This is a genomic window from Providencia sp. wls1914, from assembly GCF_009706645.1.
GTDB lineage: Bacteria > Pseudomonadota > Gammaproteobacteria > Enterobacterales > Enterobacteriaceae > Providencia > Providencia zhijiangensis.
The window spans coordinates 622,679-647,208 of the sequence record NZ_WLUN01000016.1; the positions used below are offsets into that span (position 1 = coordinate 622,679).

The window sequence follows — 24,530 nt, forward strand, 5'->3', positions numbered from 1 at the left end:
TACCCTATTTTTACGCTACAATAAAGCAATTCAGGTCAACGATATTAGCTCTATGCGCCTTTTAACTCTTTGGTTTTTATTTACTGTTTCTCTTTCTGCATTGGCAGAGCAAACAGACATAAGCTACAAAGACACCATTGCCAATGATGTCCCGGCCGATATTCGCCAAAATGGCTTTATTTACTGCGTCAATGGCATTGTCACCACATTTAACCCACAACTCGCCAGTAGCGGGTTAATTATTGATCCCCTAGGCGCGCAACTGTATGACCGCTTACTGGATGTTGACCCCTTTACGTATCGCCTGATCCCAGAGTTGGCTTCCCGCTGGGAAGTTTTAGATAATGGTGCAACCTATCGGCTATATCTGAGAAAAGACGTCAAATTCCAAACCACACCTTGGTTTACACCAACACGCAATATGAATGCGGATGATGTGGTATTCAGTTTTTCTCGCATGTTTGAAACCAGCAATCCTTACCATTTCATTAATGGCGGGCGCTACCCCTATTTTGATAGCTTGCAATTTGCGAGCAGCGTCGAAAGTATTAAAAAACTGAATAACTACACCGTAGAATTTCGATTAAAATCCCCGGATGCTTCATTCTTATGGCATTTGGCGACTCACTACGCGCCCGTTTTATCTGCGGAATATGCAGATGAGCTTTCTGCTAGCAATCGCCAGGAGATGATTGATTGGCGCCCTGTAGGTACTGGTCCATTCTACTTTGATGATTACCAAGCTGGGCAGTTTGTCCGTTTATTGCGTAATAAAGATTACTGGAAAGGTGAACCACGCATGGAAGAAGTGGTGGTAGATATGGGCGCGGGGGGTACCGGACGTATTTCTAAGCTACTCACTGGTGAGTGCGATGTCCTCGCGTACCCAGCCGCAAGTCAGTTAAAAGTGCTACGTGATGACCCTCGCCTACGTATTTCAATGCGTTCGGGAATGAATATCGCATATCTTGCGTTTAATACCAGTAAGCCGCCTCTCGACCAACTCAAGGTTCGCCAAGCGATTTCTTATGCCATTAATAATGAGCGACTCATGCAGTCCATTTATTATGGTACCGCAGAGACGGCGTCATCGATTCTCCCCCGTGCATCTTGGGCATTTGATAATCAAACCAAAATAACTGATTACAACCCTGAACTTGCCAAAAAAATGCTGCAGGAAATGGGATTAGAAAACCTGAAATTAGAGTTATGGGTTCCTGTCGCTTCCCAATCTTATAACCCTAGCCCATTGAAAATGGCGGAATTAATCCAAGCTGACCTCGCTCAAGTGGGTATCGTCATGAGTATCCGCTCAGTGGAAGGTCGCTTCCAAGAAAATCAATTAATGGATCGCTCCCACGATATGACACTAGCGGGCTGGACAACAGACAGTAATGACCCAGATAGTTTCTTCCGCCCACTGCTCAGTTGTGCCGCCATTGGCTCACAAACCAACTTAAGCCATTGGTGTGACTCTAAATTTGATGACGTTTTGCATAAAGCCTTACTAACGCAAGAGCTGGCAGACCGTATTGATTACTATCATCAAGCACAACAAATTCTCGCGGAAGAACTGCCCATATTGCCATTAGCTTACTCGCTGCGTTTACAAGCTTATCGTTTTGATATGAAAGGATTGGTGATCAGCGCGTTCGGCAATACCTCATTTGCTGGCGTTTATCGCGAGATGCAAGAGCCGAAAAAAGCACCACCTCGGCAGCAGGAGTCGCAACCATGATCATCTACTCACTGAGACGATTTCTGCTATTGCTGGTGACGGTCTTCTTTTTGTCGCTGGTCAGTTTCAGCTTAAGCTATTTCACGCCCAATGCGCCTCTTAGCGGCGCATCACTTATTGATGCGTATATCTTCTACTTTGATGGCTTACTGCATTTCGATTTCGGCGTCTCTAGCATTAACGGGGAGCCTATCACCGAGCAACTTAAAGACACATTCCCTGCCACCATGGAACTGTGCATTCTCGCCTTCTTATTCGCGTTATTTGTTGGGATCCCGTTAGGGATGATTGCCTCATTCTGGCGAAACAAACCCGTTGATATCGCGATCAGCACGTTTGCCCTATTAGGCTTTTCCGTGCCTGTATTCGTGTTAGCGTTAGTACTAACCCTATTTTTCTCGCTTCACTTAGGATGGCTCCCCGTTTCCGGGCGAATCGACTTGCTTTATAACTTGAAGCCTGTGACAGGCTTTGCCCTTGTGGATGCGTGGCTTTCGGATTCGCCATACCGTAAAGATATGATCATCAATGTGTTAGAACATATGATCCTGCCAGTACTCACACTCGCATTAGCGCCAACCACCGAAGTGATTCGCTTAGTCCGCATTAGTACAGATGAAGTGGCTAGCAGTAACTATGTTAAAGCTGCCGCCACTCGCGGGCTTTCTCGCTTTAAAATTATTCGCCGCCATATTTTTCATAACGCCATACCGCCGATTATCCCGAAATTAGGGCTACAATTCTCCACGATGCTAACATTAACCATGGTGACAGAATTAGTGTTTAACTGGCCGGGATTAGGTCGCTGGTTGGTCACTGCAATCCGCCAAGGAGACTACTCGGCGATTTCTGCAGGTGTGATGTTAATTGGCGCATTGGTGATCACCGTGAACGTGTTATCCGATATTTTAGGCGCAATGATGGACCCGTTAAAACATAAGGATTGGTATGTCCTCAGATAATTTTTATCGTGAACAGAAAATGCCATCCCCGACACGGGTGGTGTGGAATATTTTCTCCTCCGACATACTGGCAATGACCGGCTTTTTTGGGGTGATTTTTTTAATCGTCCTCTGTTTTGCTGGCCCTTATTTAGCACCTTATGCCATCGACCAACAATTTTTGGGTTACCAAATTACACCGCCATCATGGTCACACTATGGTGAAGTGGCATTCTTCTTTGGTACGGATGATTTAGGACGCGATATTTTAAGCCGTCTCTTGATTGGTACTAAATCCACGTTCGGCTCAGCCTTGTTGGTCACTGCGATTGCGACGATAATCGGCTTAGTGTTAGGTTGTCTTGCGGGCATGACCCGCGGACTAAAATCCGCTGTGTTTAACCACGTTCTGGATACCTTACTCTCGATCCCTTCTCTATTACTGGCGATTATCGTAGTGGCATTTATGGGTGCCAGTTTAACCAATGCGATGCTTGCGATTTGCCTCGCGCTGATCCCTCGTATGGTGCGTACCATCTACGTTGCCGTGCACGATGAGCTAGACAAAGAGTATATTGTGGCGGCACGTTTAGATGGCGCTTCAAACATCTTTATTTTGTGGTACACCGTACTGCCAAACATTACCCCTATTTTGGTCACTGAATTAACCCGTGCCCTCTCCATTGCAATTTTGGATATTGCGGCATTAGGCTTTTTAGATTTAGGAGCGCAACTCCCATCATCTGAATGGGGCGCTATGCTAGGCGATACGTTAGAATTGATTTATGTGGCACCGTGGACAGTCATTCTGCCCGGTGTTGCGATTATGTCGAGTGTCTTATTTGTGAACTTACTGGGTGATGGACTGCACCGAGCGATTAATTCGGGGGTGGAATAATGCCATTACTTGATATTCGTAATTTAACCATTGAATTTATGACGGCTAACGGCCCCGTCAAAGCCGTTGACCGTGTTTCCATGACCTTATCTGAAGGTGAAGTTCGTGGCTTAGTGGGTGAATCGGGTTCCGGTAAAAGCCTAATTGCGAAAGCCATTTGTGGGATCACCAAAGATAATATCCGCGTCACTGCGGACCGTTTTCGCTTCCAAGATATTGACCTCTTAAAGCTAAGTCCACGCAAGCGTCGTCGTCTGATTGGCCATAATATTTCGATGATTTTCCAAGAGCCACAATCCTGTCTTGACCCTGCGGCCGATATTGGGAAACAGCTGATCCAATCAATCCCCGGCTGGACATACAAAGGGCGCTGGTGGCAGCGCTTTAATTGGCGAAAACGCCGAGCAATTGAATTATTGCATCGTGTGGGTATCAAAGATCACAAAGATATCATGCACAGTTATCCGTACGAACTGACGGATGGTGAATGCCAAAAAGTAATGATCGCCATTGCGATTGCTAATCAGCCTCGCTTGTTAATTGCGGATGAGCCTACCAACGCGATGGAATCCACCACGCAGGCTCAAATTTTCCGTTTATTAGATAAATTAAACCAAAACAATAATATGGGAATTTTGCTGATCAGCCACGACATGGAAATGATGTCTAAATTGGTTGACCGAATTAATGTCCTATATTGCGGTCAGACTGTAGAAAGTGCCACACCGAATGATATTTTGCAGCGACCTCGCCACCCTTATACGCAGGCATTAATTCGCTCTATTCCTGATTTTGAAAGCCCGATCCCCCATAAAGGTCGTTTAAATACACTCCCAGGGGCTATTCCTTCATTGGAACACTTACCAATTGGCTGTCGTTTGGGTCCTCGTTGCCCTTACGCGCAACGAACCTGTATCGATGCACCACCACTGCGCAGCATTAAAGGGCACCTAGTTGCTTGTCATTATCCACTGAATACCGAGGAACAACCCTAATGGAAACGTTACTTGAGGTACGTAACCTGACAAAAACGTTCCGTTTTCGTGAAGGGTTATTTCGTCGCCATGAATTACAAGCCGTCAAGCCGTTGAGTTTCAACCTACAAGCAGGCCAGACTTTAGCCATCATCGGCGCTAACGGTTCAGGAAAATCCACCTTGGCTCGCATGTTGTCAGGGGTGACGGAGCCTTCTGGTGGAGAGATTTTAATCCGTGGCCAACGGCTAAGTTTTGGCGATTATAGCTACCGAAGCCAACGTATTCGCATGATATTTCAGGATCCAAGTACTTCCTTAAATCCGCGCCAGCGTATTGGGCAAACCCTTGAATTACCCTTAAAACTGAATACTAACCTTACCGGTATTGAGCGGGAAAGACGCATTATCCAGACATTACGCCAAGTAGGATTACTGGCCGATCACGCAGAATATTACCCACACATGCTAGCATCAGGTCAAAAACAACGGATCGCCCTCGCCCGTGCGTTAATTCTGCAACCAGAAATTATCGTGGCTGATGAAGCACTTGCCTCACTGGATATGTCGATGCGCTCACAGATAATCAACTTAATGCTCGATTTGCAAGCTAAGCAAGATATCGCTTATATTTACGTCACCCAACATTTAGGCATGATGAAGCATATTAGTGACAAAATGCTCGTAATGGATAAAGGCGAAGTCGTTGAACGAGGAAATACAGCGGAGGTTTTAGCGGCTCCACTTCATGACGTGACGCGTCGTCTGATTGAAAGTCACTTTGGAGAGCCATTATCCATTGATGCGTGGCGACAAGATTTGTAATGACCAAAAGACGGGGGAAATAACCTCCGTCTTTAACAAACTGTTTGTTGCTAGTGCGCTATGGATACACAACTTTTTATGTGTTTGAGGTGTACCACAATCGTGAAAGTCACGATCACCAGTAACGACCATGCCCCCCACTTCCCTGCATGTACCATAGACCATGCTCCGATTTGATTTGGATATTGCCAAACACCAAAGAACGTTCCGAAATTTTCCGCCAGCCAAATGAAGAAGCCTATCAGCATAAATGCAAGCAATAGCGGCATTTTACGTTCTTTATCTAACGGGGTATAAAACACCACGCTGCGGGCATACAAACCAAATATAAACGCCGTTAAGTACCAACGATAATCATCAATATAGTGATGGCTAAAAAAGTTAATATAAATGGCTAAAGCCACTAATGTCGCCATCCAATAAGGTGGATAATGTTCAATCCTGACATTAAAAAAACGCCAAGATTGAATGATATAGCTACCAACTGCCGCATACATAAACCCTGTGAACAGAGGAACTCCCCAAAGTTTGGTGTACGCCTCATCAGGATATTGCCATGAACCAATTGTCGCTGAGGTTTTAAATAATTCCATCATAAAACCCACTAAATGGAATACACAAATGGCTTTTAGCTCATCCCATGTTTCTAATTTTGACCATACCAAGAACGCTTGAAAAGAGACTGCGAAAATCAGTAAAACATCATAACGAGGAATACCTAGAATCCCTTTCGCTGGCACTAGGAATAAAGCCAAAAAGAAGAAACCAGCAAACAGACAAGAACGAGCATTAATTAAACCAAAAAACCAAAATTCAAGAATAAAGCGTTTTAATCCTTTACTACTATTCGGTTTATGAGCCATTAAGATGGCATCTAGCTTGGTTAAGTAATTAAGATTGTGAAAAATGGATGCCATTTTGACAGCTCATAAAATGTGGCTAAGGATTGAGAGAATAGCTCAATGTGAGGCAAAATTATAACAAAACCCTCTCAGATACCTATCCCGTAACATTCTTAATTTTAATGGAATATCAATTAAATAGATAATTCCCCTGAGAAATACTCGTCTCCCGTAATCTTGCCATACATTAGAGTGATTTTAGATATTGGGAGCCGCCCCGCATCCTTTGGCAATTCTCTTTTTAAATCTAGTGTATACTTGAAAGAACAATAATGATGACCATTCTATGACTTAGGAGTTTTATGATGAAATTGTATTACGCTCCCGGTGCCTGCTCACTTTCTCCTCATATTATTCTGCGTGAAGCAGGATTAGATTTCAGTATTGTTCGTGTTAACTTAAAAGAGAAAATCACAGAAACGGGTGAAAACTTCTTAGAAATTAACCCTAAAGGTCAAGTTCCTACTCTCGTTTTAGATGATGATGAGCAATTAACTGAAGGTGCTGTGATTGTCCAATATATTGCAGATCAAAACCCAAATAGAAACTTAATTGCCCTGCCAGGTTCAATGAAGCGCTACCATCAGTTAGAAGCGCTAAACTTCATTTCTACTGAGCTGCATAAGAATTTTGGCCCATTATTTGCGCCAAATACCCCTGAAGAATATAAAGATGTTGTTCGCGCAAATTTACTGAAAAAATTCCAGTATGTGAATGATATTCTGAAAAATCAGCCTTATTTTGTCGCTAAAAGTGACTTCTGTGTTGCTGATGCGTATCTGTTTACCGTCACCAACTGGACTCGTTTAGTTGGCGTTGATATCAGCGCATTAAGCAATCTGAATGAATATTGTGAGAAGATTGCGAAGCGCCCAAAAGTACAAGAGGCATTAGAAGCGGAAGGGTTACTGAAAAAGTAATCTATTGTATGAAATGCATTTACAAAAACAGCGCTATTCGGCGCTGTTTTTTATTAATATATTTAATAAGTTACTACTATGCTCAATCAATCTAGCTGAGTGGCGCAGAATTTATGTTGAGGGTTAACCATCAAATCTTGAGCTGCAACTAACTGAAGTTCGTACTCACCCATTTCTTTGGTTTTCAGCATGACTTCATAGACTGCCGCAGCAACATGCTCTAAGCCTTTATTTAGTGGCTCACCTTTTAAGATATTGACCAACATTAAACCACTCGTTAAGTCACCAACTCCCACAGGCTGTTTTTCACCGAAATCTACTAATGGGCGGCTAACATGCCAGCTATGTTCCGCAGTGACTAAAATCATTTCAAAGCGGTCTGCACGATAGCCTGCACGGCTTAAATGCTTAACTAATACAGTTTTAGGGCCTTGCTGACATAGTCGACGTGCAGCTTGAACAGCTTGCTCTACCGTTGCTATTTTCTCATTCGCTAACGTTTCTAACTCTAACAAGTTAGGAGCAATCACATCACTCGCCGCTAGCGCTTGTTGACAAAGAAACTCAGCAACACCTGGTGCAACAATGCATCCCTTCTCTGGATGCCCCATCACAGGGTCACAAAAATAGAGTGCCTGCGGATTCGCCGCTTTAACCTTTTGAACAATCGCTAGAATATCATTGCCTTGCTCAGCAGAACCAATATAGCCACTTAACACGGCATCACATATTGCCAGTTTATGGATTTTTGCTAATCCTTCGACAATATCTGTCAAATGCTGAGCAGGAAATACTGAGCCCGTCCATTGTGGATACTGAGTATGGTTGGAGAATTGCACTGTATTAAGTGGCCACACATCTACGCCCATACGGCACATAGGGAATGCAGCAGCACTGTTTCCTGCATGGCCGAAAACAACATGGGATTGAATTGATAATACGCTTTTCATTGAAAACCCAGAGAATTGTTATGTCGAATGAAGAGAAATCAGTGAGTAGCCATTTGCCAATATGAATAGCCCGGAAATTTCCGGGCTATATATTTACAAAGGTTCGTCAGAGCTATTTCCAGTTAACTAAGCAGTCATTTTTCTTACCGCGGCGGATAAGTGTATAACGACCAAATAAACGGTCAGCATCAGTGAATACATACATTGGTTCAGTTTGTTTCTGACCATTGACAGAGACTGCATTTGAGCTGATTGCCGTTCTTGCTTGCCCACGAGAAGGTACCAGCTCTGAATCAACTAATGCTTGCTGGAGATCTGCACCATCTTCTAGGGTGATGCATGGCATACCGTCTTGAGCTAGCTGTTCAAAGTCAGCTTCAGTTAAATCAGATACTGCGCCAGAGAATAAGCTTTCAGTAATGCGTTTTGCAGCCGCTAGACCCGCTTCGCCGTGAACTAATTTAGTCACTTCTTCAGCTAATACGTACTGTGCACGAGGAGCTTTGCCACTGTTTTTGTCTTCTTCTTCTAATGCATCAATTTCGCTTAATTCCATGAAAGTAAAGAATTTCAGGAAGCGATAAACATCAGCATCCGCGGTGTTAATCCAGAATTGGTAGAATTTGTATTGGCTGGTTTTCTTCGGATCTAACCACACTGCACCACCTTCGGTTTTACCAAACTTGGTACCGTCTGTTTTGGTGATCAGTGGAACAGTTAAACCAAACACTTGGTTTTGATGCAGACGACGAGTTAAATCGATACCTGAAGTAATGTTACCCCATTGGTCTGAGCCACCAATTTGTAACTCAACACCCATCTCTTTATTCATGTTCGCAAAATCGTAACCTTGTAATAGGTTATAGGCGAATTCAGTGAAAGAGATACCAACATCATCACGGTTTAAACGCTGTTTAACAGACTCACGGTTGATCATTTGGTTAACAGAGAAGTGTTTACCAATATCACGTAAGAATGTCAGCACGTCCATTTTGCCAAACCAATCATAGTTATTAGCTAGGCGTGCGCTGTTTTCACCACAATCAAAACTAAGGAATGGTGAAACTTGGTTACGGATTTTTTCTACCCACTCTTGAACGGTTTCTGTGGTGTTTAATTTACGTTCAGTAGCTTTGAAGCTCGGGTCACCAATAAGGCCCGTTGCGCCACCGACCAACGCCACAGGCTTGTGCCCGGCTAGTTGGAATCGTTTTAAACACAGCAAAGGAACCAGATGTCCCAAGTGCAAGCTATCGGCGGTAGGGTCGAAGCCACAATAGAGAGAGATAGGGCCCTGCGCCAGTCTCTCTGCTAACGCATCCTCATCCGTTACCTGGGCAACGAGGCCCCGCTCTTGCAATTGTTTAATCAGGTTATTGCTAGACATCAATGACTCCATCAGTTGAATTTTGTCTATCTATTTTAATGTAGAAAATTGACAGAATGAGACGTCGCTCAAAGGCTCGCCAGTATGGTTTGTCAATTTTCTTAAACGAGGCTATAGCATAAAGCGCATATCAATTAAGTGCCAGCTAAAAAACCATTTATTACGGGGCTAATCGGTCAATTACCCAGCCATCCCCTTCTCTTTGGTATAGAAAGCGGTCATGCAGGCGGTGAGCGCCACCTTGCCAAAATTCGACACTATTAAAAACAACGCGATACCCCCCCCAAAAACTCGGTAATGGAACCTCGCCATTTTGAAATTTCTGCTTAAGTTCTAAAAATTTCCCTTCTAAGATTCCACGTGCCGAAATCCGTGAAGATTGAGCGGACGCCCAAGCCGCGATTTGGCTATCTTTTGGGCGACTATGGAAATATTTCAGTACTTCAATCGGGCTTAAACGCTCAGCAACACCCGTAAAATGAACTTGGCGCTCCAATTGATACCATGGAAAATGCAAACTGATTTTATTATTATGCTCTAAATGCTGCGCTTTACGGCTTCCCAGATTGGTATAAAAGACTAGTCCGTTTTCATCGAAGTGCTTTAATAATACGATCCGTTGATAAGGCTGCCCCGTTTCATCGACTGTTGCCACACACATAGCTGTCGGGTCTGTTAATCGCGCTTCACAAGCTTGTTTTAACCAGCGCTCAAATAGTGGAATAGGATCTGGCGTTAAATCTTTGCGTCTCAATCCACCTTTTGTATATTCACGTCGTACCGCAGCAAGATCGATCTCTTCAAGTTCGTTCATTTTACTGTCCTTTCAAGCGGTTATTTTATATCAATATTTGCGGGGTATATCGCACCTAATATACTATCTCTGCTTGCACCCGTTACTGATGCAAGACTACCTGATAAGCCTGAAACTGTACGAGCGGCAAGCCAAGCAAATGCCAGTGCTTCCATATCATCACCACTCAGCCCATATTTATCACTTGGCGCGACTTCAATCCCCGGCAGTAATGTCGCTAATCGCAACATTAAGAATTTATTTTGAGCGCCGCCGCCACAAACAATTAAACGCTCGCAGCCACCACATAACTTAACTTGATCTACGATAGATACGGCGGTCAATTCACACAATGTTGCTTGCACATCTTCAGGAAATAGCAATTGAAAATACGCCAAATGCTGTTCTAGCCATTGCATATTAAAATATTCACGCCCAGTACTTTTAGGAGATGAACGTTTAAAATAGCTATCATTAAGCATCGCATTTAATAATGCCTGATTCACCTTTCCTGTTTTTGCCCATTCACCATCTTTATCATACGCTTGTTGCTTATTACGCCAGACCCAAGTGTCCATTAACATGTTGCCTGGTCCTGTGTCATAGCCTTTTACATATGCATTTGGTAGCAATGCGGTAACATTAGCAATCCCGCCAATGTTTAGCACAATACGTTTTTCAGTCGGATGCCCTAATACGGCTAAATGAAATGCAGGAACTAACGGAGCACCTTGCCCACCATAAGCCATGTCTCTACGGCGAAAATCACCTACTGTCGTTATTCCCGTTAATGCCGCGATACGGTTGTTATCACCAATTTGCATAGTAAACGGTGTTTCACTATCAGGTTCATGCCAAACCGTTTGCCCGTGACAACCAATCGCAATGATATCTTCAGGAGATAGACCCGTTTGATGAAGAAGCTGATTAATGGCATCGGCATATATTGTGCCAAGTTCTCTGTCTATTTTTCCCAATTCAGAAAGTGTTGTTTCTTGCCCTTGGCAAATATTGAGAATGCGCTTTTTTAGTTCAATCGGAAATGAGGCGCTCAAGCTAGCTTGCTCCGCAACAAACTTATCATTAATTGCAGCTAATACGACATCAACACCATCTAGGCTGGTTCCTGACATAACACCAATATAGCGACCCGATTTAATCATCATTATTCCCTTTAACGTGTCTATTCACTCAATGAGATAAACTAGGAAAGATTGTGCTTTTAGAGAAAAATTTGTCAACTGATCGATTCAATTTCTCGTAGCGCTTCGCAGGAATAATAAATAATTGATAGAAGAGATGAAAATAGTGAGCAAAATAGCAGCAATAAATCGTTTTTTTATCTCTTGATTATTTTATTTGATTTATAATGGTTTATTCTGTAATTATCTGCTACACCTTAAGGTGAGTAGTTCTTATTACAGGTAAAAATCCCCTATTTAGCCTTTGCTATAAATTGATGTTCTAAAATAGTCAAAAAATAGATAATTCTTTAGCAAAGGGTGCTTTGAATTGGGATTTTGGGTGGAATTTGAGATATTTTACCTAGTGTTGATGCATTATTTAATTCAAAATTAGTAGTCTAGGCTCTGTTATCTAAAAACAAATTTTTGATGTTGTTGTGCTTATGGTAAGAACAAATCTTCGATGCTACGTTACTGCCACGAACAGCAAGTCTCATAGGAGTTATTATGCTTAAGAAAGTTTTTGTAGGTGTTGCTGCGGTTGTTGCGTTATCTGGCTGTGTCAATACAAGTACGCTTTCTGGTGATACTATTTCAGCTCAAGATGCTAAACAAGTCCAAACTGTGACTTATGGTACGGTACTCAACGCACGCCCAGTGACCATTCAAGCGGGTGAAGATGGTAACGTGATTGGTGCAATTGGCGGTGCAGTTATCGGTGGCCTGTTAGGTAATACCGTCGGTGGTGGTACTGGTAAAACGCTAGCAACAGCGGCTGGGGCAATCGCAGGTGGTTTAGCTGGTCAACAAGCACAAGGGGCTCTAAACAAAAGCCAAGGTGTGCAGCTTGAAATCCGTTTAGACAGTGGTAAAAACATTGTTGTTGTTCAGAAACAAGATCCTGCCGCTTTCCGTGTAGGTCAGCGTGTTATGATCGCAAACAGCGGAAATACAGTGACTGTATCACCTCGCTAATTTGACATAAATTCAAAATAAAATGCGTTCACCGACTAATTAATCGATGAACGCATTTTTTATTTAAATCATGATTAGTGTTTTATTTTTTTAGCTTATTAGTAATAATATTTTTATCGCCCTGAGCACTTCGCTATCTTTTCGTTTATGGGTTCCATAGCAGAACTTTATTGAATAATTTTGATTGATATCTATTCAAGTAAAATGTAATTTACACCGTATGTATTCTCTATTTTTCTTGAAGCAAATTTTTTATTCATATTTTCACTCTCTAATCCCTCTTAATACCGTATGTTTCTAATAATTAACCCATAGTGATAGAACACAAAGCCGCCTCACGTAAAAAATCATGCATCTATATAGAAACACATATTACGTGCATGGTGGCTATAGTTATTAGTTTAATATATATTTAGGTTAATTATATTCATAGTAATAAAATTAAATGAGAAAAAATAATTAGTAGTCTATGAATCGTTCTGTAAACGTAGAATGTTTTTCTCCAGTTTTAATAGCAATAAAGATAACTGGCTTAGCTCGTCATGACTAATATTACTTAAAATCTCTGTCCGAGTATTATTAATCACTTGATCAACCGTTTTGATAAAAGGCTCCGACTCCTCTGTGAGTTTGATTCTCTTAGCGCGTCGGTCATTTGCACATGTATGACGTGAAATGAGTCTTTTTTCTTCTAATTGATCTAATGTTCTGACCAGAGAAGGTTGTTCAATGCCGATTGCTTTTGCCAATTGAATCTGTGATTGCTCGGGCGGTAACTGGCTAATATTATGCAGTGTTACCCAATGTGTTTGCGTGAGTTTAAGTGGCTTGAGGCGATAGTCAATCAATGCTCGCCACATACGGACTACACGAGATAATTCAGTTCCAATTTGAGATTCCAATTTACCCTCCTTTATATAATTATAATGTCTAAAAAATATACCGAATACATATTATTTTTTAAATTATATATTAATTCCCTTTTATCTTTACAACCTTTTATTGATCCAATACCTAATAAATACCTATATATAGTGAGCATCAATAAATCATTGAGTGATATATATCTTGTTTTCCTCCATGCTTTTTCATATAAAAATAATATAATCACTTAATAAGACAACCTATCAATTATCTTATTAATAAGAATAGCCTTACTCTTCTTTCGAATCTATCTATTTTAACCCTTATAGTAATTACAACTAACAATAAAAAATGCAACAGCAAATAAACTCTTTAAAAACAAAGCAATATAGTTATTCTTAAAATTATGTCATTTACAGTTGATTTATATGAATTTCATCATCATTTTGAATAAATAAAATTTTATTGAAATGTAACCATTGAAATTAATTTAAGTGAATTGATTTGTTATTGAATCATTTTGCATGGAATAGTTTTATTATCAATCAAAACAGAGACTGTTGAGGGTCATTCATGTCTTCTTGAACCACTTTCTTATTATTTGCTCTTAAAAATCGCTGGCGACATAAACGGATGACATGACGTTTTTCAGAGTTAGTTAACTGTAACCAACCAAAACGTTCATCACGGGTTCGATAGCAACCTCGGCAATATCCCTGCTCGTTGGTTTGACATATTCCACGGCAAGGGCTTGGTATGTCAAAAAACTCAAGTTGTTCTGCCATCGTTAACCACCCGTAATATAAACATAAAATTATGATATACTCCCTCAAATTGAGTATAACCATGATATGACTAAAAAATAAACCTCAATCGCTGTATTTAGTCATATTGCCACGTTATATTGATAGATAAATCGATTCGACTTTAAGCATTATTGCCTGAAGAATTTATAGGGAAACTACTATTATGCGCTTACTACATACCATGCTCCGTGTTACTGACATGCAACGCTCCATTGATTTTTATACCAAAGTATTAGGTATGCGCTTACTGCGCACGAGCGAAAATACAGAATACAAATATTCTTTAGCGTTCGTCGGTTACAGTGATGAAAGTGAAGGTGCTGTTATCGAGTTAACTTATAACTGGGGCGTAACAGAATATGATTTAGGCAATGCTTATGGTCATATTGCATTAGGTGTTGATGATGTCGCTAAAACCTGTGAGGACATTCGTCAAGTAGGTGGAAATGTCACTCGTGAAGCAGGCCCAGTCAAAGGCGGCACAACCGTTATCGCATTTGTTGAAGATCCAGATGGCTATAAAATCGAGCTTATCGAAAACAAAAGTGCAAGCAAAGGATTAGGCAATTAATCCCTCGCATACATTTTATATTTTAGGTGATGATAACCATCACCTAAAATTTCTTCAGTATCTACCTGCAAAAATATATTCCCTTTGGCATAATGAAAGCCAACCAGAAACTGTAAATTGAAAGCCTAATGTCTGAAAAAAATAACCCTAACTCACTGGTTAACCGCTTCCGGGGTTACTACCCTGTCGTTATTGATGTCGAAACTGGTGGGTTCAACCCCAAAACTGATGGTCTATTAGAGATAGCTGCCATTACACTCAAAATGGACAAAGATGGCTGGCTGGCCATTGATGAAACGTTACATTTTCATGTAGAACCTTTTGAGGGAGCGAATTTGGAGCCCTCCGCACTGGAATTCACAGGTATTGACCCCACTAACCCTCTACGTGGTGCAGTGAGCGAATATGAAGCATTACATGCCATTTTTAAAACAATTCGAAAAGGCATGAAAAATACCGATTGCAATCGCGCGATCATGGTAGCTCATAACGCAAATTTTGATCACAGCTTTGTTATGAATGCGGCAGAGCGTTCAGGGTTAAAACGCAACCCTTTCCATCCATTCGCAACCTTTGATACTGCAGCACTGAGCGGATTAGTCTTTGGACAAACCATTCTTGCGAAAGCGTGTGTCACCGCAGGTATTCCATTTGATGGCAAACAAGCCCACGGAGCCCTATATGATACTAACCGTACTGCGCTATTATTTTGCGAATTAGTCAATAAATGGAAAAAACTAGGCGGATGGCCACTGCCTAGCGAACCTCAATAATCTCGCTTCCCTAAAAACAAAAAACCGTATTAGTTTTACGCTAATACGGTTTTTATCAATATAAGCAGGAAAGCTTATTCAACCATTTGATTACTCAGTGATGGTTTCATCCGCTGGACGGTATTTATCCGCAGTTTCTTTAATCAGAGCTTGTAATTCACCGCGTTGGAACATTTCGACGATAATGTCACAACCGCCAACTAACTCACCATCCACCCATAACTGTGGGAAGGTTGGCCAATTAGCATATTTTGGCAGCTCTGCACGAATGTCTGGGTTTTGTAAAATATCAACGTAGGCAAAACGCTCACCGCAAGAAGACAGAGCTTGAACAGCTTGAGCAGAAAAACCGCAGCTAGGCAGTTTTGGAGAGCCTTTCATGTATAATAAAATTGGATTTTCTTTAACTTGGCGCTCAATTTTTTCGATAGTTGTCATTTTATATCCTAAAACGTGGGTGCTGATTTTGCAGTCACTGAGCCACTTTGAATCATTTGCAAGGCAACTCATTAGACAGAACACATTGACCGGTGTAATCGCCGGCATAGTCAAAACATCGCAAATTGTTCCGTGATTGTTTCATACAATATGCCAGTTTTATAAGGTGAATACTATAGCACTCCTATTTGCTGTACTCAAAAGGTGAAAAGCAAATAGCAACGTTTTCTTTTTATTATAAAAAATTCACTCTGGGTGTTTTTGCCGTGTAATCATGGGAGTTATTTGTTAATATATTAGCAAATTAATAACACTTGATGTATTTCCCTGCTCTTCAATGAAAATAATGACATGCAGTGGAATAATAATTATGCAACTTACTAACAATTAAGGCATAAATAGCATCATGGAACAGGTTTTTTCTTACTGTAACCTGTATTCTGTTATGATAAATACATAACTTACGATGCTCGCAATAGCTAACTACAGCTCGACGTCACTATACTAGAAGTAGATTAATTAATAGCAGTACATTTAATTTCGCTCATTTTACGAGCAAACACCCTAAACACTGAATAAAAGCAATCAAGGAGTACGCAATGTCTTTTGAATTACCAGCTCTACCTTATGCTAAAGATGCTTTAGAACCTCATATCTCTGCTGAAACCCTAGAATACCACTACGGTAAGCACCACAACACCTATGTTGTTAACCTGAACAACCTGATTAAAGGCACCAAATTTGAAGGTCTGTCTTTAGAAGAGATCATCAAAACTTCTGAAGCTGGCGTATTCAATAACGCGGCTCAAGTTTGGAACCACACTTTCTACTGGCACTGCTTGGCTCCAAACGCAGGCGGCGAACCAACAGGTAAAGTTGCAGAAGCTATCAACAAAGCATTCGGTTCATTTGCTCAGTTTAAAGAGCAATTCACTGATGCCGCAGTTAAAAACTTCGGTGCAGGTTGGACTTGGTTAGTGAAGAAAGCAGATGGCAGCCTGGCTATCGTTAACACGTCTAACGCGGCAACTCCAATTTCTGGTGACGACAAGCCAGTTTTGACTGTTGATATCTGGGAACACGCTTACTACATCGACTACCGTAACGCACGTCCAAAATACTTAGAAAACTTCTGGGCGCTGGTTAACTGGAAATTTGTTGAAGAAAATCTGGCTTAATTTTAGTTCAGATCTAAAATGACTAAGGGCGAGTATAATACTCGCCCTTAATTATTTCTCATCCTTATTAGATAGGATGGAAATGAAATCAGAAAATGTGCACAGCAAACAAAATAATTACAGCTAAAGAGCCAAACGCAGCTAGCAATCCATATTTAAAATCTGTATCCATGAGACCCTCTCATATAAAGAAATTGAATTATCAAATAACCATAAAATAAAAAGGTTATTTAAGTATACATGCACAAAAACGTAAAACCAGTGTCTATATCACATGTTATAACATCAATTATTTCTTTCGTTTTTGCGCTAGATCAGACAAAATCGACAACAAATCGCTAAATTATTGCCAGCAAAGGTACTATGCATCAATATGCAGGTAATTATTTAACTAGAATTATTTTAGAGACCAAGTTTTGGTTAGGAGTTTTTTCTTCTCATGGCAACAATTAAAGATGTGGCGAAACGTGCGGGCGTCTCTACCACAACCGTCTCCCATGTTATCAACAAGACGCGTTTTGTCGCTGATGATACAAAAACAGCCGTTTGGGCCGCCATCAAAGAGCTCAATTATTCTCCGAGTGCGGTTGCACGTAGTTTAAAAGTCAACCACACCAAATCAATTGGCCTGTTGGCAACATCAAGTGAAGCCCCCTATTTCGCAGAAGTGATCGAGTCTGTCGAGAATAGTTGCTATGAGAAAGGCTATACTCTAATTTTATGTAACTCTCACAATAACTTAGGTAAGCAAAAAGCGTACTTGCAAATGTTGGCACAAAAACGTGTCGATGGGCTACTTGTGATGTGTTCAGAATACCCTGACACCTTGATTGGTATGTTGGAAGATTACCGAAATATTCCAATGGTCGTCATGGACTGGGGTACCTCTCGCGGAGATTTCACTGACAGTATTATTGATAACTCTTTCCACGGTGGTTATTTAGCAGGTCGTTATCTTATTGACCGTGGTCATCGTGAAATTGGCGTGATCCCTGGCTCCCTTGAAAGAAATACAGGCATTGGGCGTTTAACTGGCTTCCAAAAAGCCATGGAAGAAGCCAAAGTCACATTAAAAGATGAATGGATTGTTCAAGGGGATTTCGAGCCAGAATCAGGCTATAAAGCGATGATGCAGATCCTCAGTAACAAGCACCGCCCAACGGCTGTCTTCTGTGGAGGAGACATCATGGCGATGGGGGCAATCTGTGCGGCTGACGAGATGGGATTACGCGTCCCACAAGATATTTCCATTATTGGCTATGATAACGTGCGTAATGCGCGCTATTTCACGCCTGCATTAACCACAATCCACCAGCCAAAAGAGCGTTTAGGTCAAATGGCGTTTGCGATGTTGCTCGATCGTATTGTGAATAAACGCGAAGATGCGCAAACGATTGAAGTTCACCCGCGTTTAGTTGAGCGCCGTTCCGTGGCTGATGGTCCATTTATTGATTATCGCCGCTAAGTCTATCTCAGCACATTAGCTCGCAAACCACTCCGCGTTGAGCGTTTCGCTATCACCAAGATAGTCAAGAAGCCATCTCAGCGCTGGAGATGTATCATTCTCAACCCATGTTAAGCAGCAAGGGCTTTCAGGAAACGGCTGCGCTAATTCCAGCTCAACTAGCTTCCCTTCTGCACACAAAGGTGCTGCACGGTGCTCTGGAACCATCCCCACACACAGACCATTTGCCAAACACGCTAAACCACTTTCCCAGTAAGGCACAACTAAGCGTCGTTGGTTGTCCAGCGCCCAAGTATCTCTTTTCGGTAAGCTTCTTGAGGTATCTTCTAAGCACAAACTTGGATATTCACGCATTTGGTCATCCGTCAGTTTGCCCTGAATTTTCGCTAATGGGTGAGTGGGGCTTGCAACACAACGCCATGACATAAAGCCCATGTCGCGGAAACTATAGCGCTCTCCAATGGGTGAAGCACGGGTCGCTCCAATCGCCACATCCACACGCCCATCCGCTAATGCATCCCAAACCCCATTAAACACTTCAGGGTGGATATACAGTTCGATATCAGGAAAATGACGATAAAAATCCAAAATCAGCTGTTCCGTACGCTGCGGTTTTACGATGCAATCAACGGCAATACTGAACTGCCCACGCCACCCATTGGCGACTTGTTGGCATTGATGTCGAGTATCAATCATTTTTTTGATAACACTTCGACTTTCTTTAATAAAGATAACCCCTGCTTCCGTCAATACCACATCACGGTGACGGCGCTCGAATAGAGGAACCGCCAACCATTCTTCGACTTGCTTTACTGTGTAACTGATCGCTGAAGGGACTCGATGCAGCTCATCCGCAGCACCACTAAAGCTTCCCGTTCGAGCAACTGCGTCTATGACTTCAAGTGCATGAGCTGACCACATTTTCTTTCCTTTCAAATTATTTGATAGCAGAGTCCAAATATTACCGTTTCACAACGTAAAAAAATAGCCTATACAATAAGATAACTATTAACATTATTTTAAATACAGATTAAGCAAAACTATGACAAATACTGCGACAAAAAACTCCTCTGGATTTTTGATTTACCTTGCCGGCCTAAGCATGCTGGGGTTTTTAGCCATCGATATGTATCTGCCTGCCTTTGGTTCAATGCAAACAACCTTAAATACGACTGAAGGTGCTATCAGCGCCTCATTAAGTATCTTTCTAGCTGGCTTTGCTTTTGCCCAGCTACTATGGGGCCCCCTTTCAGATAAATTAGGACGCAAACCTATTCTCATTGTAGGGCTTTCCCTATTTATTGTTAGCTGCTTGGCTATGATTTGGGTCACCGATGCCACTCAGTTATTAATCCTTCGATTCTTACAGGCCGTTGGTGTTTGTTCTGCTGCAGTTTTATGGCAAGCCCTCGTTATCGACCGCTATAACGAAGCTGATACCCAAAAAGTATTTGCCTCTATCATGCCTTTAGTGGCACTTTCTCCAGCATTAGCACCTCTTTTAGGTGCTTGGGTGCTTGAGCACAAAAACTGGGAATTTATCTTCATCGTGCTGATGATGGTAGGCGTTTTACTCCTGCTACCGACTTTGATGCTAAAAAAAGTGGCGCCGAAAGTCATCGCAGAAGAAAACCAGACACAAACCAAAATTTCCTTTGCTACCTTGTTAAGCTCCCCTGTTTTCAGTGGTAACGTGCTTGTATACGCAGCATGTAGCGCTGGCTTTTTTGCATGGCTAACGGGTTCGCCGTTTATTCTACGCAATATGGGTTTTAACCCTGCGGATATCGGCCTAAGTTATATCCCTCAAACACTGGCATTTATTGTCGGAGGATACGGCTGCCGCTTCGTATTAGCTAAAGTGCGTGCTGAAACGTTGTTCCCAATCCTGCTAGCCGGTTATGCCGTTAGCATGATTATATTATTTGTGATGGCGATTTATACTCAGCCAACATTAACTATGATTTTAGTACCATTCTGCTTTATGGCCGCCATGAATGGCGCATCATACCCAATTGCCGTAGCCAAAGCCCTTAACACATTCCCATCCGCCAGTGGTAAGGCCGCTGCATTACAAAATGCCTTACAATTAGGGTTATGTTTCTTAGCCAGCTTATTAGTCTCTGCGCTCACCTTTGACCCGTTACTCGCCACGACTGGCGTGATGGCATTTACGGTGATCCCAATGATTATAGGCTATTTCATGCAGCGTTGTGCCAGCAAATCAAATAATGCGATTAAGCACACTGAGTATCAACATGACTAATCGTTAGTTAACGTTATTTTTTAGCTTCATAATAATCAGCCACGTTACCATTATTGATAACGTGGCTGACTTTTTTATTTTAGTTAATACGTATTTTATAGAGTTAATTTTTTATCTATAACACGCTATTATTAGCATATTCAATTATGACGTTTTGAAGAGCCATGCTGAAACAGTATTATCCTCCTGATGAATTAAAAGAATTTGTTAGTTCAGTTTTGATTATCAAGAAATTTACTGATGCTATTAAGATCTTCCCAGGCACAGGAGCTGAAATATGGGTTTCGACTGAAAATATCAGTATGTCGACTCACGAGCATACATCCGTCAATCCATTTCAGCTAATCATCCCCAGAGTCAATATATTTACGGCTATCCCGAATAATGCCAGCGTGATGGTTCTACGTATTCGCCACGATGCCTTACGTTTTTTACTTCCCCAACGCACGTTAAATTATACGGATATCCCTACTCCGCTTAGCCAAATATGGAGCAATAATTGGTTTAAATCATTGGCTAACTCTTCATTCAAAGAGTTGCATGAGTGCTTTTATGTCACTAAGGCAGCGAAAAAGGCACATTTTATCGATCACGTTCTGGACTCTCTTTATCGCAATCCAAATAAAAAAATTACCGAAATTGCCGATGACATTGGCTACAGTGCGCGCTTAGTTCAAAAAGAGTTTTTAAAAGAATTTGGGATCACACCAAAACGGTACCAGATCAATTGTCGCTTAGAGCAAGTGATGAAAACCATGGTGAAAGAACAAGATACTTATCGATGGTTTGAAACGGGTTATTATGACCAATCCCACTTTTATCGCGATTTTAAGCGTTACTTTACCATGACACCGTCGGCATTTTTAAAGTCAAATTATTCGCTTTTTTACAATACAAAAACAAAGTCTCCATTAAGATAGTTCTGAGTACATAAGGAGAATGGTATGAGTATTGTTGTATATGCCCAAATCACTACCGAAAAAAAGGATGGGTATTTAACGAAAAAAATCGTTCGCGAAATTGCCAAACGCAGCCGGATGGAAAAAGGATGTTTGCAGTATGATCTGATGGCAAAAGAAAATGGCTACATTGTGTTTGAAGAGTGGGAAAATGCACAAGCATTAGAAATGTATCAAAAAAGCGCTCATTTCAAACAACTTGTTGACGCGATTGAACGTGACAATGCCATTTTTTCGGTTAATTTTAGTGAGAAGTAATAGAATATTCTGGTGAATTTATTACCTACCGATTCAACAGGTTATAGCTCTGCACAGAGCTATAACCTTCTCAAAACTAGATTGATGATTTTTCGCTGTCTACTGAGTCTTCACTCTCTTGTTTCTGCTTCAATAACATTTCTTGTTCTTTCTGATGCAAAACACGCTCAACAGTATCAACAATAGCTTGAGTCTGTGGGTCAATCTCAATGTTGACTTTATGACCCAGTCGCTTGCTACCCAATGTTGTTCTCGCCAATGTTTCTGGAATCAGATGCACACAAAAACGGTTGTTGATAACATCACCAACCGTTAAGCTAATTCCGTCAATCGCCACAAATCCCTTATGTAAGATATATTTCATCAAGGTTTTATCATAAATAGAGAGCCAAACTTGATGATTATCTTCAGAGGTGAAAATCTTGCTAATTTCTGCGGTGGTCACGATATGACCCGAAACCACATGTCCGCCAATTTCATCACCATATTTAGCAGCACGCTCAATATTAACCACGTCCCCTTCTTTTAACTCACCTAAATTAGTGAGGCGCAATGTCTCTTTGATTAAATCAAAGCTAACGTTCTCCCCTTCAATTTTAGTCACGGTTAAACAGCAACCGTTATGCGCAACGGATGCACCTGTTTCTAAACCCACTAATAATTCCGGCGTGAATTTCATGACATGAGTACGGAAATTAGCTCTTTCCGTGATTGAGATAATTGGAGCGGTTCCTTGAACAATGCCTGTAAACATAATGACTCTCGTGCAGTGAATTAATAAACTCAGTTTACCTAAGAATTTTCAGAGATCTATCTTATTTGAGTGGTTATATTTATGCTGCCATCACAAAACATTTAAACGGTTTCTATACTAATCTGCTGTTTTATTATTCTTATCTATAACTATGTTGGATTGATTACATAAAAGAGATAGAATAAGGGGTTAGCATTAACTATCTGATTTTTTAGTAAATCATAGAATTTCATTCCGCTTTTTTCTTTTTTTAATTCGAAACTTATTGTGAAGGTGTATGCGTGCAGAAATATATTACAGAAGCGCGTAGCTTGTTGGCTCTCGGTATCCCTATCTTCTTCGCCCAATTTTCCCAAACTGCAATGGGGTTTGTGGACACCATCATGGCGGGAAGTGTTAGCGAAATCGAAATGTCAGCTGTGGCTGTTGGTTTTTCTATTTGGTTGCCTGCTATTTTATTAGGGCAAGGTATTCTCATGGCGCTCACGCCAATTATCGCTCAAATGAACGGTTCAGGTCGCAGAAACCTGATTGGCGATCAAGTTCAACAAGGCTTGTGGTTAGCCTTTATTTTAGGCGTTAGTATCATGTTGCTGTTGTATAACAGTAAACTGATCATCAGCAACATGCCCCATATTGACCAAGAGTTAGCCGATAAATCGGTTCGTTTCCTACACGCGATTATGTGGGGAGCCCCAGGTTACCTATTTTATCAAGTGTACCGTAGCCAATGTGAAGGGTTGTCAAAAACGAAACCCGGCATGGTCATTGGTTTTCTTGGCTTGATGGTCAATATTCCCGTGAACTATATCTTCATTTATGGTCACTTTGGTGCACCAGCCTTAGGTGGTGTTGGTTGCGGCGTGGCGACAGCAACGGTGTATTGGGCAATGTGTCTGATGATGAGATGGTATGTTAAGCACGCACCAAATCAGAGAGATATCCGTCCTGTGCAACCATTAGGCGCGCCAAATCCAGATATCCTGAAACGCATTATTGTGCTCGGAACACCGATTGGGTTAGCACTGTTTTTTGAAGTCACCCTGTTTGCGGTTGTTGCCCTATTGGTCGCGCCTTTAGGGGTTGTTGCGGTCGCAGGTCACCAAGTAGCGCTTAACTTTAGTTCGGTGATGTTTATGTTCCCGTTATCAATGGGTATCGCTGTCACCATTCGAGTTGGCTATAACTTGGGACGTCAGTCTACTGAAGCCGCAAAAGTCTCTTCTTATACTGGTTTAGCGGTAGGATTAAGTCTAGCTTGCTTAACGGCCATCTTTACCAGCACATTCCGTGAGCCTATCGCGATGATGTATAACAAGAATCCTGAAGTGGTTGTTTTGGCATCTAGCTTGATGCTATATGCCGCGCTTTATCAGCTTTCAGATTCTATTCAAGTTATTGGTGCCGGTGTGTTACGTGGGTATAAAGATACTCGCTCAATCTTCTTTATTACCTTTACGGCGTATTGGATTTTAGGTTTACCGTCTGGCTATATCTTGGCGTTGACCGACTTCATTACCGAGCCCATGGGACCAAAAGGTTTCTGGTTAGGATTTATTATCGGACTCACCGCTGCGGCTATTGGTATGGCAACACGAATTTTGTGGATCCATCGCCAACCTGACAGCGTCGTTTTATTACGCTCAACGCGATAATTGGCGTAATTTTCAGCATTTTATGGCAAGGTGGCGAATGTTTTTCTGCGAATAGTT

22 protein-coding genes and 4 pseudogenes are annotated in these 24,530 nt (G+C 41.6%); 15 read left to right on the forward strand and 11 right to left on the reverse strand.

Features of this window, described 5'->3' with window-relative positions:
- Positions 1–52: 52 nt before the first annotated feature.
- From sapA to sapF, 5 genes and pseudogenes are all read left to right on the forward strand, one after another.
- A pseudogene (gene sapA / locus GKR74_RS13585) lies at positions 53–1,813 on the forward strand (ABC transporter substrate-binding protein SapA).
- Complete coding sequence (gene sapB / locus GKR74_RS13590; protein ID WP_154603989.1) at positions 1,735–2,700, forward strand: putrescine export ABC transporter permease SapB; 966 nt, start codon at positions 1,735–1,737, stop codon at positions 2,698–2,700. The pseudogene sapA and the gene sapB overlap by 79 nt, the downstream one beginning before the upstream one ends.
- Positions 2,687–3,577 (forward strand): putrescine export ABC transporter permease SapC, encoded by an 891-nt coding sequence (gene sapC / locus GKR74_RS13595; protein ID WP_154603990.1) that lies wholly within the window; start codon positions 2,687–2,689, stop codon positions 3,575–3,577. The genes sapB and sapC overlap by 14 nt, the downstream gene beginning before the upstream one ends.
- A complete protein-coding gene (gene sapD / locus GKR74_RS13600; protein ID WP_036953491.1) occupies positions 3,577–4,572 on the forward strand; it encodes a putrescine export ABC transporter ATP-binding protein SapD in 996 nt (331 codons plus the stop codon). Before sapC ends, sapD begins: the two co-directional genes overlap by 1 nt.
- Positions 4,572–5,375, forward strand: a complete 804-nt coding sequence (sapF, locus tag GKR74_RS13605) for a putrescine export ABC transporter ATP-binding protein SapF (RefSeq protein WP_154603991.1) — start codon at positions 4,572–4,574, stop codon at positions 5,373–5,375. The genes sapD and sapF overlap by 1 nt, the downstream gene beginning before the upstream one ends.
- A 50-nt stretch (positions 5,376–5,425) precedes the next feature.
- Here sapF and GKR74_RS13610 read toward each other — a convergent pair whose 3' ends face one another.
- On the reverse strand, positions 5,426–6,292 hold the full coding sequence (locus tag GKR74_RS13610; RefSeq protein ID WP_154603992.1) for a DUF817 domain-containing protein: 867 nt from the start codon (positions 6,290–6,292) through the stop codon (positions 5,426–5,428).
- A 290-nt stretch (positions 6,293–6,582) separates the two neighbouring features.
- On the opposite strand from GKR74_RS13610, the gene gstA reads away from it, so the two are divergent.
- Positions 6,583–7,197: a glutathione transferase GstA gene (gene gstA / locus GKR74_RS13615; protein ID WP_154604418.1), complete on the forward strand. Its 615-nt coding sequence runs from the start codon at positions 6,583–6,585 to the stop codon at positions 7,195–7,197.
- Between the two features lie 62 nt (positions 7,198–7,259).
- On the opposite strand, the pseudogene pdxY reads toward gstA, so the two are convergent.
- The 4 genes and pseudogenes from pdxY to anmK all read right to left on the reverse strand — a co-directional run bounded on the left by pdxY (position 7,260) and on the right by anmK (position 11,493).
- Positions 7,260–8,147, reverse strand: a pseudogene (pdxY, locus tag GKR74_RS13620) (pyridoxal kinase PdxY).
- A gap of 112 nt (positions 8,148–8,259) precedes the next feature.
- Positions 8,260–9,534: a tyrosine--tRNA ligase gene (gene tyrS / locus GKR74_RS13625; protein ID WP_132494872.1), complete on the reverse strand. Its 1,275-nt coding sequence runs from the start codon at positions 9,532–9,534 to the stop codon at positions 8,260–8,262.
- 160 nt (positions 9,535–9,694) lie between these two features.
- Positions 9,695–10,348 carry a pyridoxamine 5'-phosphate oxidase gene (gene pdxH, locus GKR74_RS13630; protein WP_132494870.1) on the reverse strand — a complete coding sequence of 218 codons (654 nt, stop codon included), beginning with the start codon at positions 10,346–10,348 and terminating at the stop codon, positions 9,695–9,697.
- Positions 10,349–10,368: 20 nt separating this feature from the next.
- On the reverse strand, positions 10,369–11,493 hold the full coding sequence (gene anmK, locus GKR74_RS13635; protein WP_230089161.1) for an anhydro-N-acetylmuramic acid kinase: 1,125 nt from the start codon (positions 11,491–11,493) through the stop codon (positions 10,369–10,371).
- Between the two features lie 525 nt (positions 11,494–12,018).
- Between anmK and GKR74_RS13640 the strand changes: the two genes are divergently transcribed.
- Positions 12,019–12,486 (forward strand): glycine zipper 2TM domain-containing protein, encoded by a 468-nt coding sequence (locus tag GKR74_RS13640; protein ID WP_036953512.1) that lies wholly within the window; start codon positions 12,019–12,021, stop codon positions 12,484–12,486.
- A 467-nt stretch (positions 12,487–12,953) separates the two neighbouring features.
- On the opposite strand, the gene slyA is transcribed toward GKR74_RS13640, so the two are convergent.
- Both slyA and GKR74_RS13650 read right to left on the reverse strand, forming a co-directional pair.
- Entirely contained in the window at positions 12,954–13,388 is a 435-nt protein-coding gene (slyA, locus tag GKR74_RS13645; protein WP_154603994.1) for a transcriptional regulator SlyA, read from the reverse strand.
- A gap of 510 nt (positions 13,389–13,898) precedes the next feature.
- Positions 13,899–14,135 (reverse strand): annotated as a pseudogene (locus tag GKR74_RS13650) (DUF1289 domain-containing protein); the annotation flags it as partial.
- Between the two features lie 184 nt (positions 14,136–14,319).
- Here GKR74_RS13650 and gloA point away from each other — a divergent pair.
- Positions 14,320–14,727, forward strand: a complete 408-nt coding sequence (gloA, locus tag GKR74_RS13655; protein WP_154603996.1) for a lactoylglutathione lyase — start codon at positions 14,320–14,322, stop codon at positions 14,725–14,727.
- Positions 14,728–14,855: 128 nt separating this feature from the next.
- The gene (gene rnt, locus GKR74_RS13660; protein WP_036953524.1) at positions 14,856–15,500 is read left to right on the forward strand and encodes a ribonuclease T; all 645 of its coding nucleotides are present in this window, start codon (positions 14,856–14,858) and stop codon (positions 15,498–15,500) included.
- A gap of 90 nt (positions 15,501–15,590) precedes the next feature.
- Here rnt and GKR74_RS13665 read toward each other — a convergent pair whose 3' ends face one another.
- A complete protein-coding gene (locus tag GKR74_RS13665) occupies positions 15,591–15,938 on the reverse strand; it encodes a Grx4 family monothiol glutaredoxin (protein ID WP_036953526.1) in 348 nt (115 codons plus the stop codon).
- 599 nt (positions 15,939–16,537) lie between these two features.
- Between GKR74_RS13665 and sodB the strand changes: the two genes are divergently transcribed.
- A complete protein-coding gene (sodB, locus tag GKR74_RS13670; protein WP_036953529.1) occupies positions 16,538–17,116 on the forward strand; it encodes a superoxide dismutase [Fe] in 579 nt (192 codons plus the stop codon).
- A gap of 67 nt (positions 17,117–17,183) precedes the next feature.
- On the opposite strand, the pseudogene cydH reads toward sodB, so the two are convergent.
- Positions 17,184–17,288: pseudogene (gene cydH, locus GKR74_RS18310) on the reverse strand (cytochrome bd-I oxidase subunit CydH).
- Between the two features lie 267 nt (positions 17,289–17,555).
- Here cydH and purR point away from each other — a divergent pair.
- Positions 17,556–18,581, forward strand: a complete 1,026-nt coding sequence (gene purR / locus GKR74_RS13680) for an HTH-type transcriptional repressor PurR (protein ID WP_154603997.1) — start codon at positions 17,556–17,558, stop codon at positions 18,579–18,581.
- A 15-nt stretch (positions 18,582–18,596) separates the two neighbouring features.
- Here the strand turns inward: purR and punR are convergent, their stop codons facing one another.
- Complete coding sequence (punR, locus tag GKR74_RS13685; RefSeq protein ID WP_154603998.1) at positions 18,597–19,502, reverse strand: DNA-binding transcriptional activator PunR; 906 nt, start codon at positions 19,500–19,502, stop codon at positions 18,597–18,599.
- Positions 19,503–19,623: 121 nt separating this feature from the next.
- Between punR and punC the strand changes: the two genes are divergently transcribed.
- From punC to GKR74_RS13700, 3 genes are all read left to right on the forward strand, one after another.
- Positions 19,624–20,847, forward strand: coding sequence for a purine nucleoside transporter PunC (gene punC / locus GKR74_RS13690; RefSeq protein ID WP_154603999.1), 1,224 nt, complete (start codon positions 19,624–19,626; stop codon positions 20,845–20,847).
- A gap of 164 nt (positions 20,848–21,011) precedes the next feature.
- Positions 21,012–21,767, forward strand: a complete 756-nt coding sequence (locus GKR74_RS13695; RefSeq protein WP_154604000.1) for a helix-turn-helix transcriptional regulator — start codon at positions 21,012–21,014, stop codon at positions 21,765–21,767.
- Positions 21,768–21,791: 24 nt separating this feature from the next.
- The gene (locus tag GKR74_RS13700) at positions 21,792–22,064 is read left to right on the forward strand and encodes a putative quinol monooxygenase (RefSeq protein ID WP_154604001.1); all 273 of its coding nucleotides are present in this window, start codon (positions 21,792–21,794) and stop codon (positions 22,062–22,064) included.
- Between the two features lie 76 nt (positions 22,065–22,140).
- Here the strand turns inward: GKR74_RS13700 and GKR74_RS13705 are convergent, their stop codons facing one another.
- Complete coding sequence (locus tag GKR74_RS13705) at positions 22,141–22,818, reverse strand: riboflavin synthase subunit alpha (RefSeq protein ID WP_154604002.1); 678 nt, start codon at positions 22,816–22,818, stop codon at positions 22,141–22,143.
- 281 nt (positions 22,819–23,099) lie between these two features.
- Between GKR74_RS13705 and GKR74_RS13710 the strand changes: the two genes are divergently transcribed.
- Positions 23,100–24,473, forward strand: coding sequence for an MATE family efflux transporter (locus GKR74_RS13710; protein WP_336431333.1), 1,374 nt, complete (start codon positions 23,100–23,102; stop codon positions 24,471–24,473).
- The last annotated feature ends 57 nt before the right edge of the window (positions 24,474–24,530 follow it).

Excerpts from the sequence above, each read along its gene's own strand:
- sapB (WP_154603989.1), top strand. The coding sequence starts at position 1,735 with ATGATCATCTACTCACTGAGACGATTTCTGCTATTGCTGGTGACGGTC.
- sapC (WP_154603990.1), top strand. The coding sequence starts at position 2,687 with ATGTCCTCAGATAATTTTTATCGTGAACAGAAAATGCCATCCCCGACA.
- sapD (WP_036953491.1), top strand. The coding sequence starts at position 3,577 with ATGCCATTACTTGATATTCGTAATTTAACCATTGAATTTATGACGGCT.
- sapF (WP_154603991.1), top strand. The coding sequence starts at position 4,572 with ATGGAAACGTTACTTGAGGTACGTAACCTGACAAAAACGTTCCGTTTT.
- GKR74_RS13610 (WP_154603992.1), bottom strand. The coding sequence starts at position 6,292 with ATGGCATCCATTTTTCACAATCTTAATTACTTAACCAAGCTAGATGCC.
- gstA (WP_154604418.1), top strand. The coding sequence starts at position 6,583 with ATGAAATTGTATTACGCTCCCGGTGCCTGCTCACTTTCTCCTCATATT.
- tyrS (WP_132494872.1), bottom strand. The coding sequence starts at position 9,534 with ATGTCTAGCAATAACCTGATTAAACAATTGCAAGAGCGGGGCCTCGTT.
- pdxH (WP_132494870.1), bottom strand. The coding sequence starts at position 10,348 with ATGAACGAACTTGAAGAGATCGATCTTGCTGCGGTACGACGTGAATAT.
- anmK (WP_230089161.1), bottom strand. The coding sequence starts at position 11,493 with ATGATGATTAAATCGGGTCGCTATATTGGTGTTATGTCAGGAACCAGC.
- GKR74_RS13640 (WP_036953512.1), top strand. The coding sequence starts at position 12,019 with ATGCTTAAGAAAGTTTTTGTAGGTGTTGCTGCGGTTGTTGCGTTATCT.
- gloA (WP_154603996.1), top strand. The coding sequence starts at position 14,320 with ATGCGCTTACTACATACCATGCTCCGTGTTACTGACATGCAACGCTCC.
- rnt (WP_036953524.1), top strand. The coding sequence starts at position 14,856 with ATGTCTGAAAAAAATAACCCTAACTCACTGGTTAACCGCTTCCGGGGT.
- GKR74_RS13665 (WP_036953526.1), bottom strand. The coding sequence starts at position 15,938 with ATGACAACTATCGAAAAAATTGAGCGCCAAGTTAAAGAAAATCCAATT.
- sodB (WP_036953529.1), top strand. The coding sequence starts at position 16,538 with ATGTCTTTTGAATTACCAGCTCTACCTTATGCTAAAGATGCTTTAGAA.
- purR (WP_154603997.1), top strand. The coding sequence starts at position 17,556 with ATGGCAACAATTAAAGATGTGGCGAAACGTGCGGGCGTCTCTACCACA.
- punR (WP_154603998.1), bottom strand. The coding sequence starts at position 19,502 with ATGTGGTCAGCTCATGCACTTGAAGTCATAGACGCAGTTGCTCGAACG.
- punC (WP_154603999.1), top strand. The coding sequence starts at position 19,624 with ATGACAAATACTGCGACAAAAAACTCCTCTGGATTTTTGATTTACCTT.
- GKR74_RS13695 (WP_154604000.1), top strand. The coding sequence starts at position 21,012 with ATGCTGAAACAGTATTATCCTCCTGATGAATTAAAAGAATTTGTTAGT.
- GKR74_RS13700 (WP_154604001.1), top strand. The coding sequence starts at position 21,792 with ATGAGTATTGTTGTATATGCCCAAATCACTACCGAAAAAAAGGATGGG.
- GKR74_RS13705 (WP_154604002.1), bottom strand. The coding sequence starts at position 22,818 with ATGTTTACAGGCATTGTTCAAGGAACCGCTCCAATTATCTCAATCACG.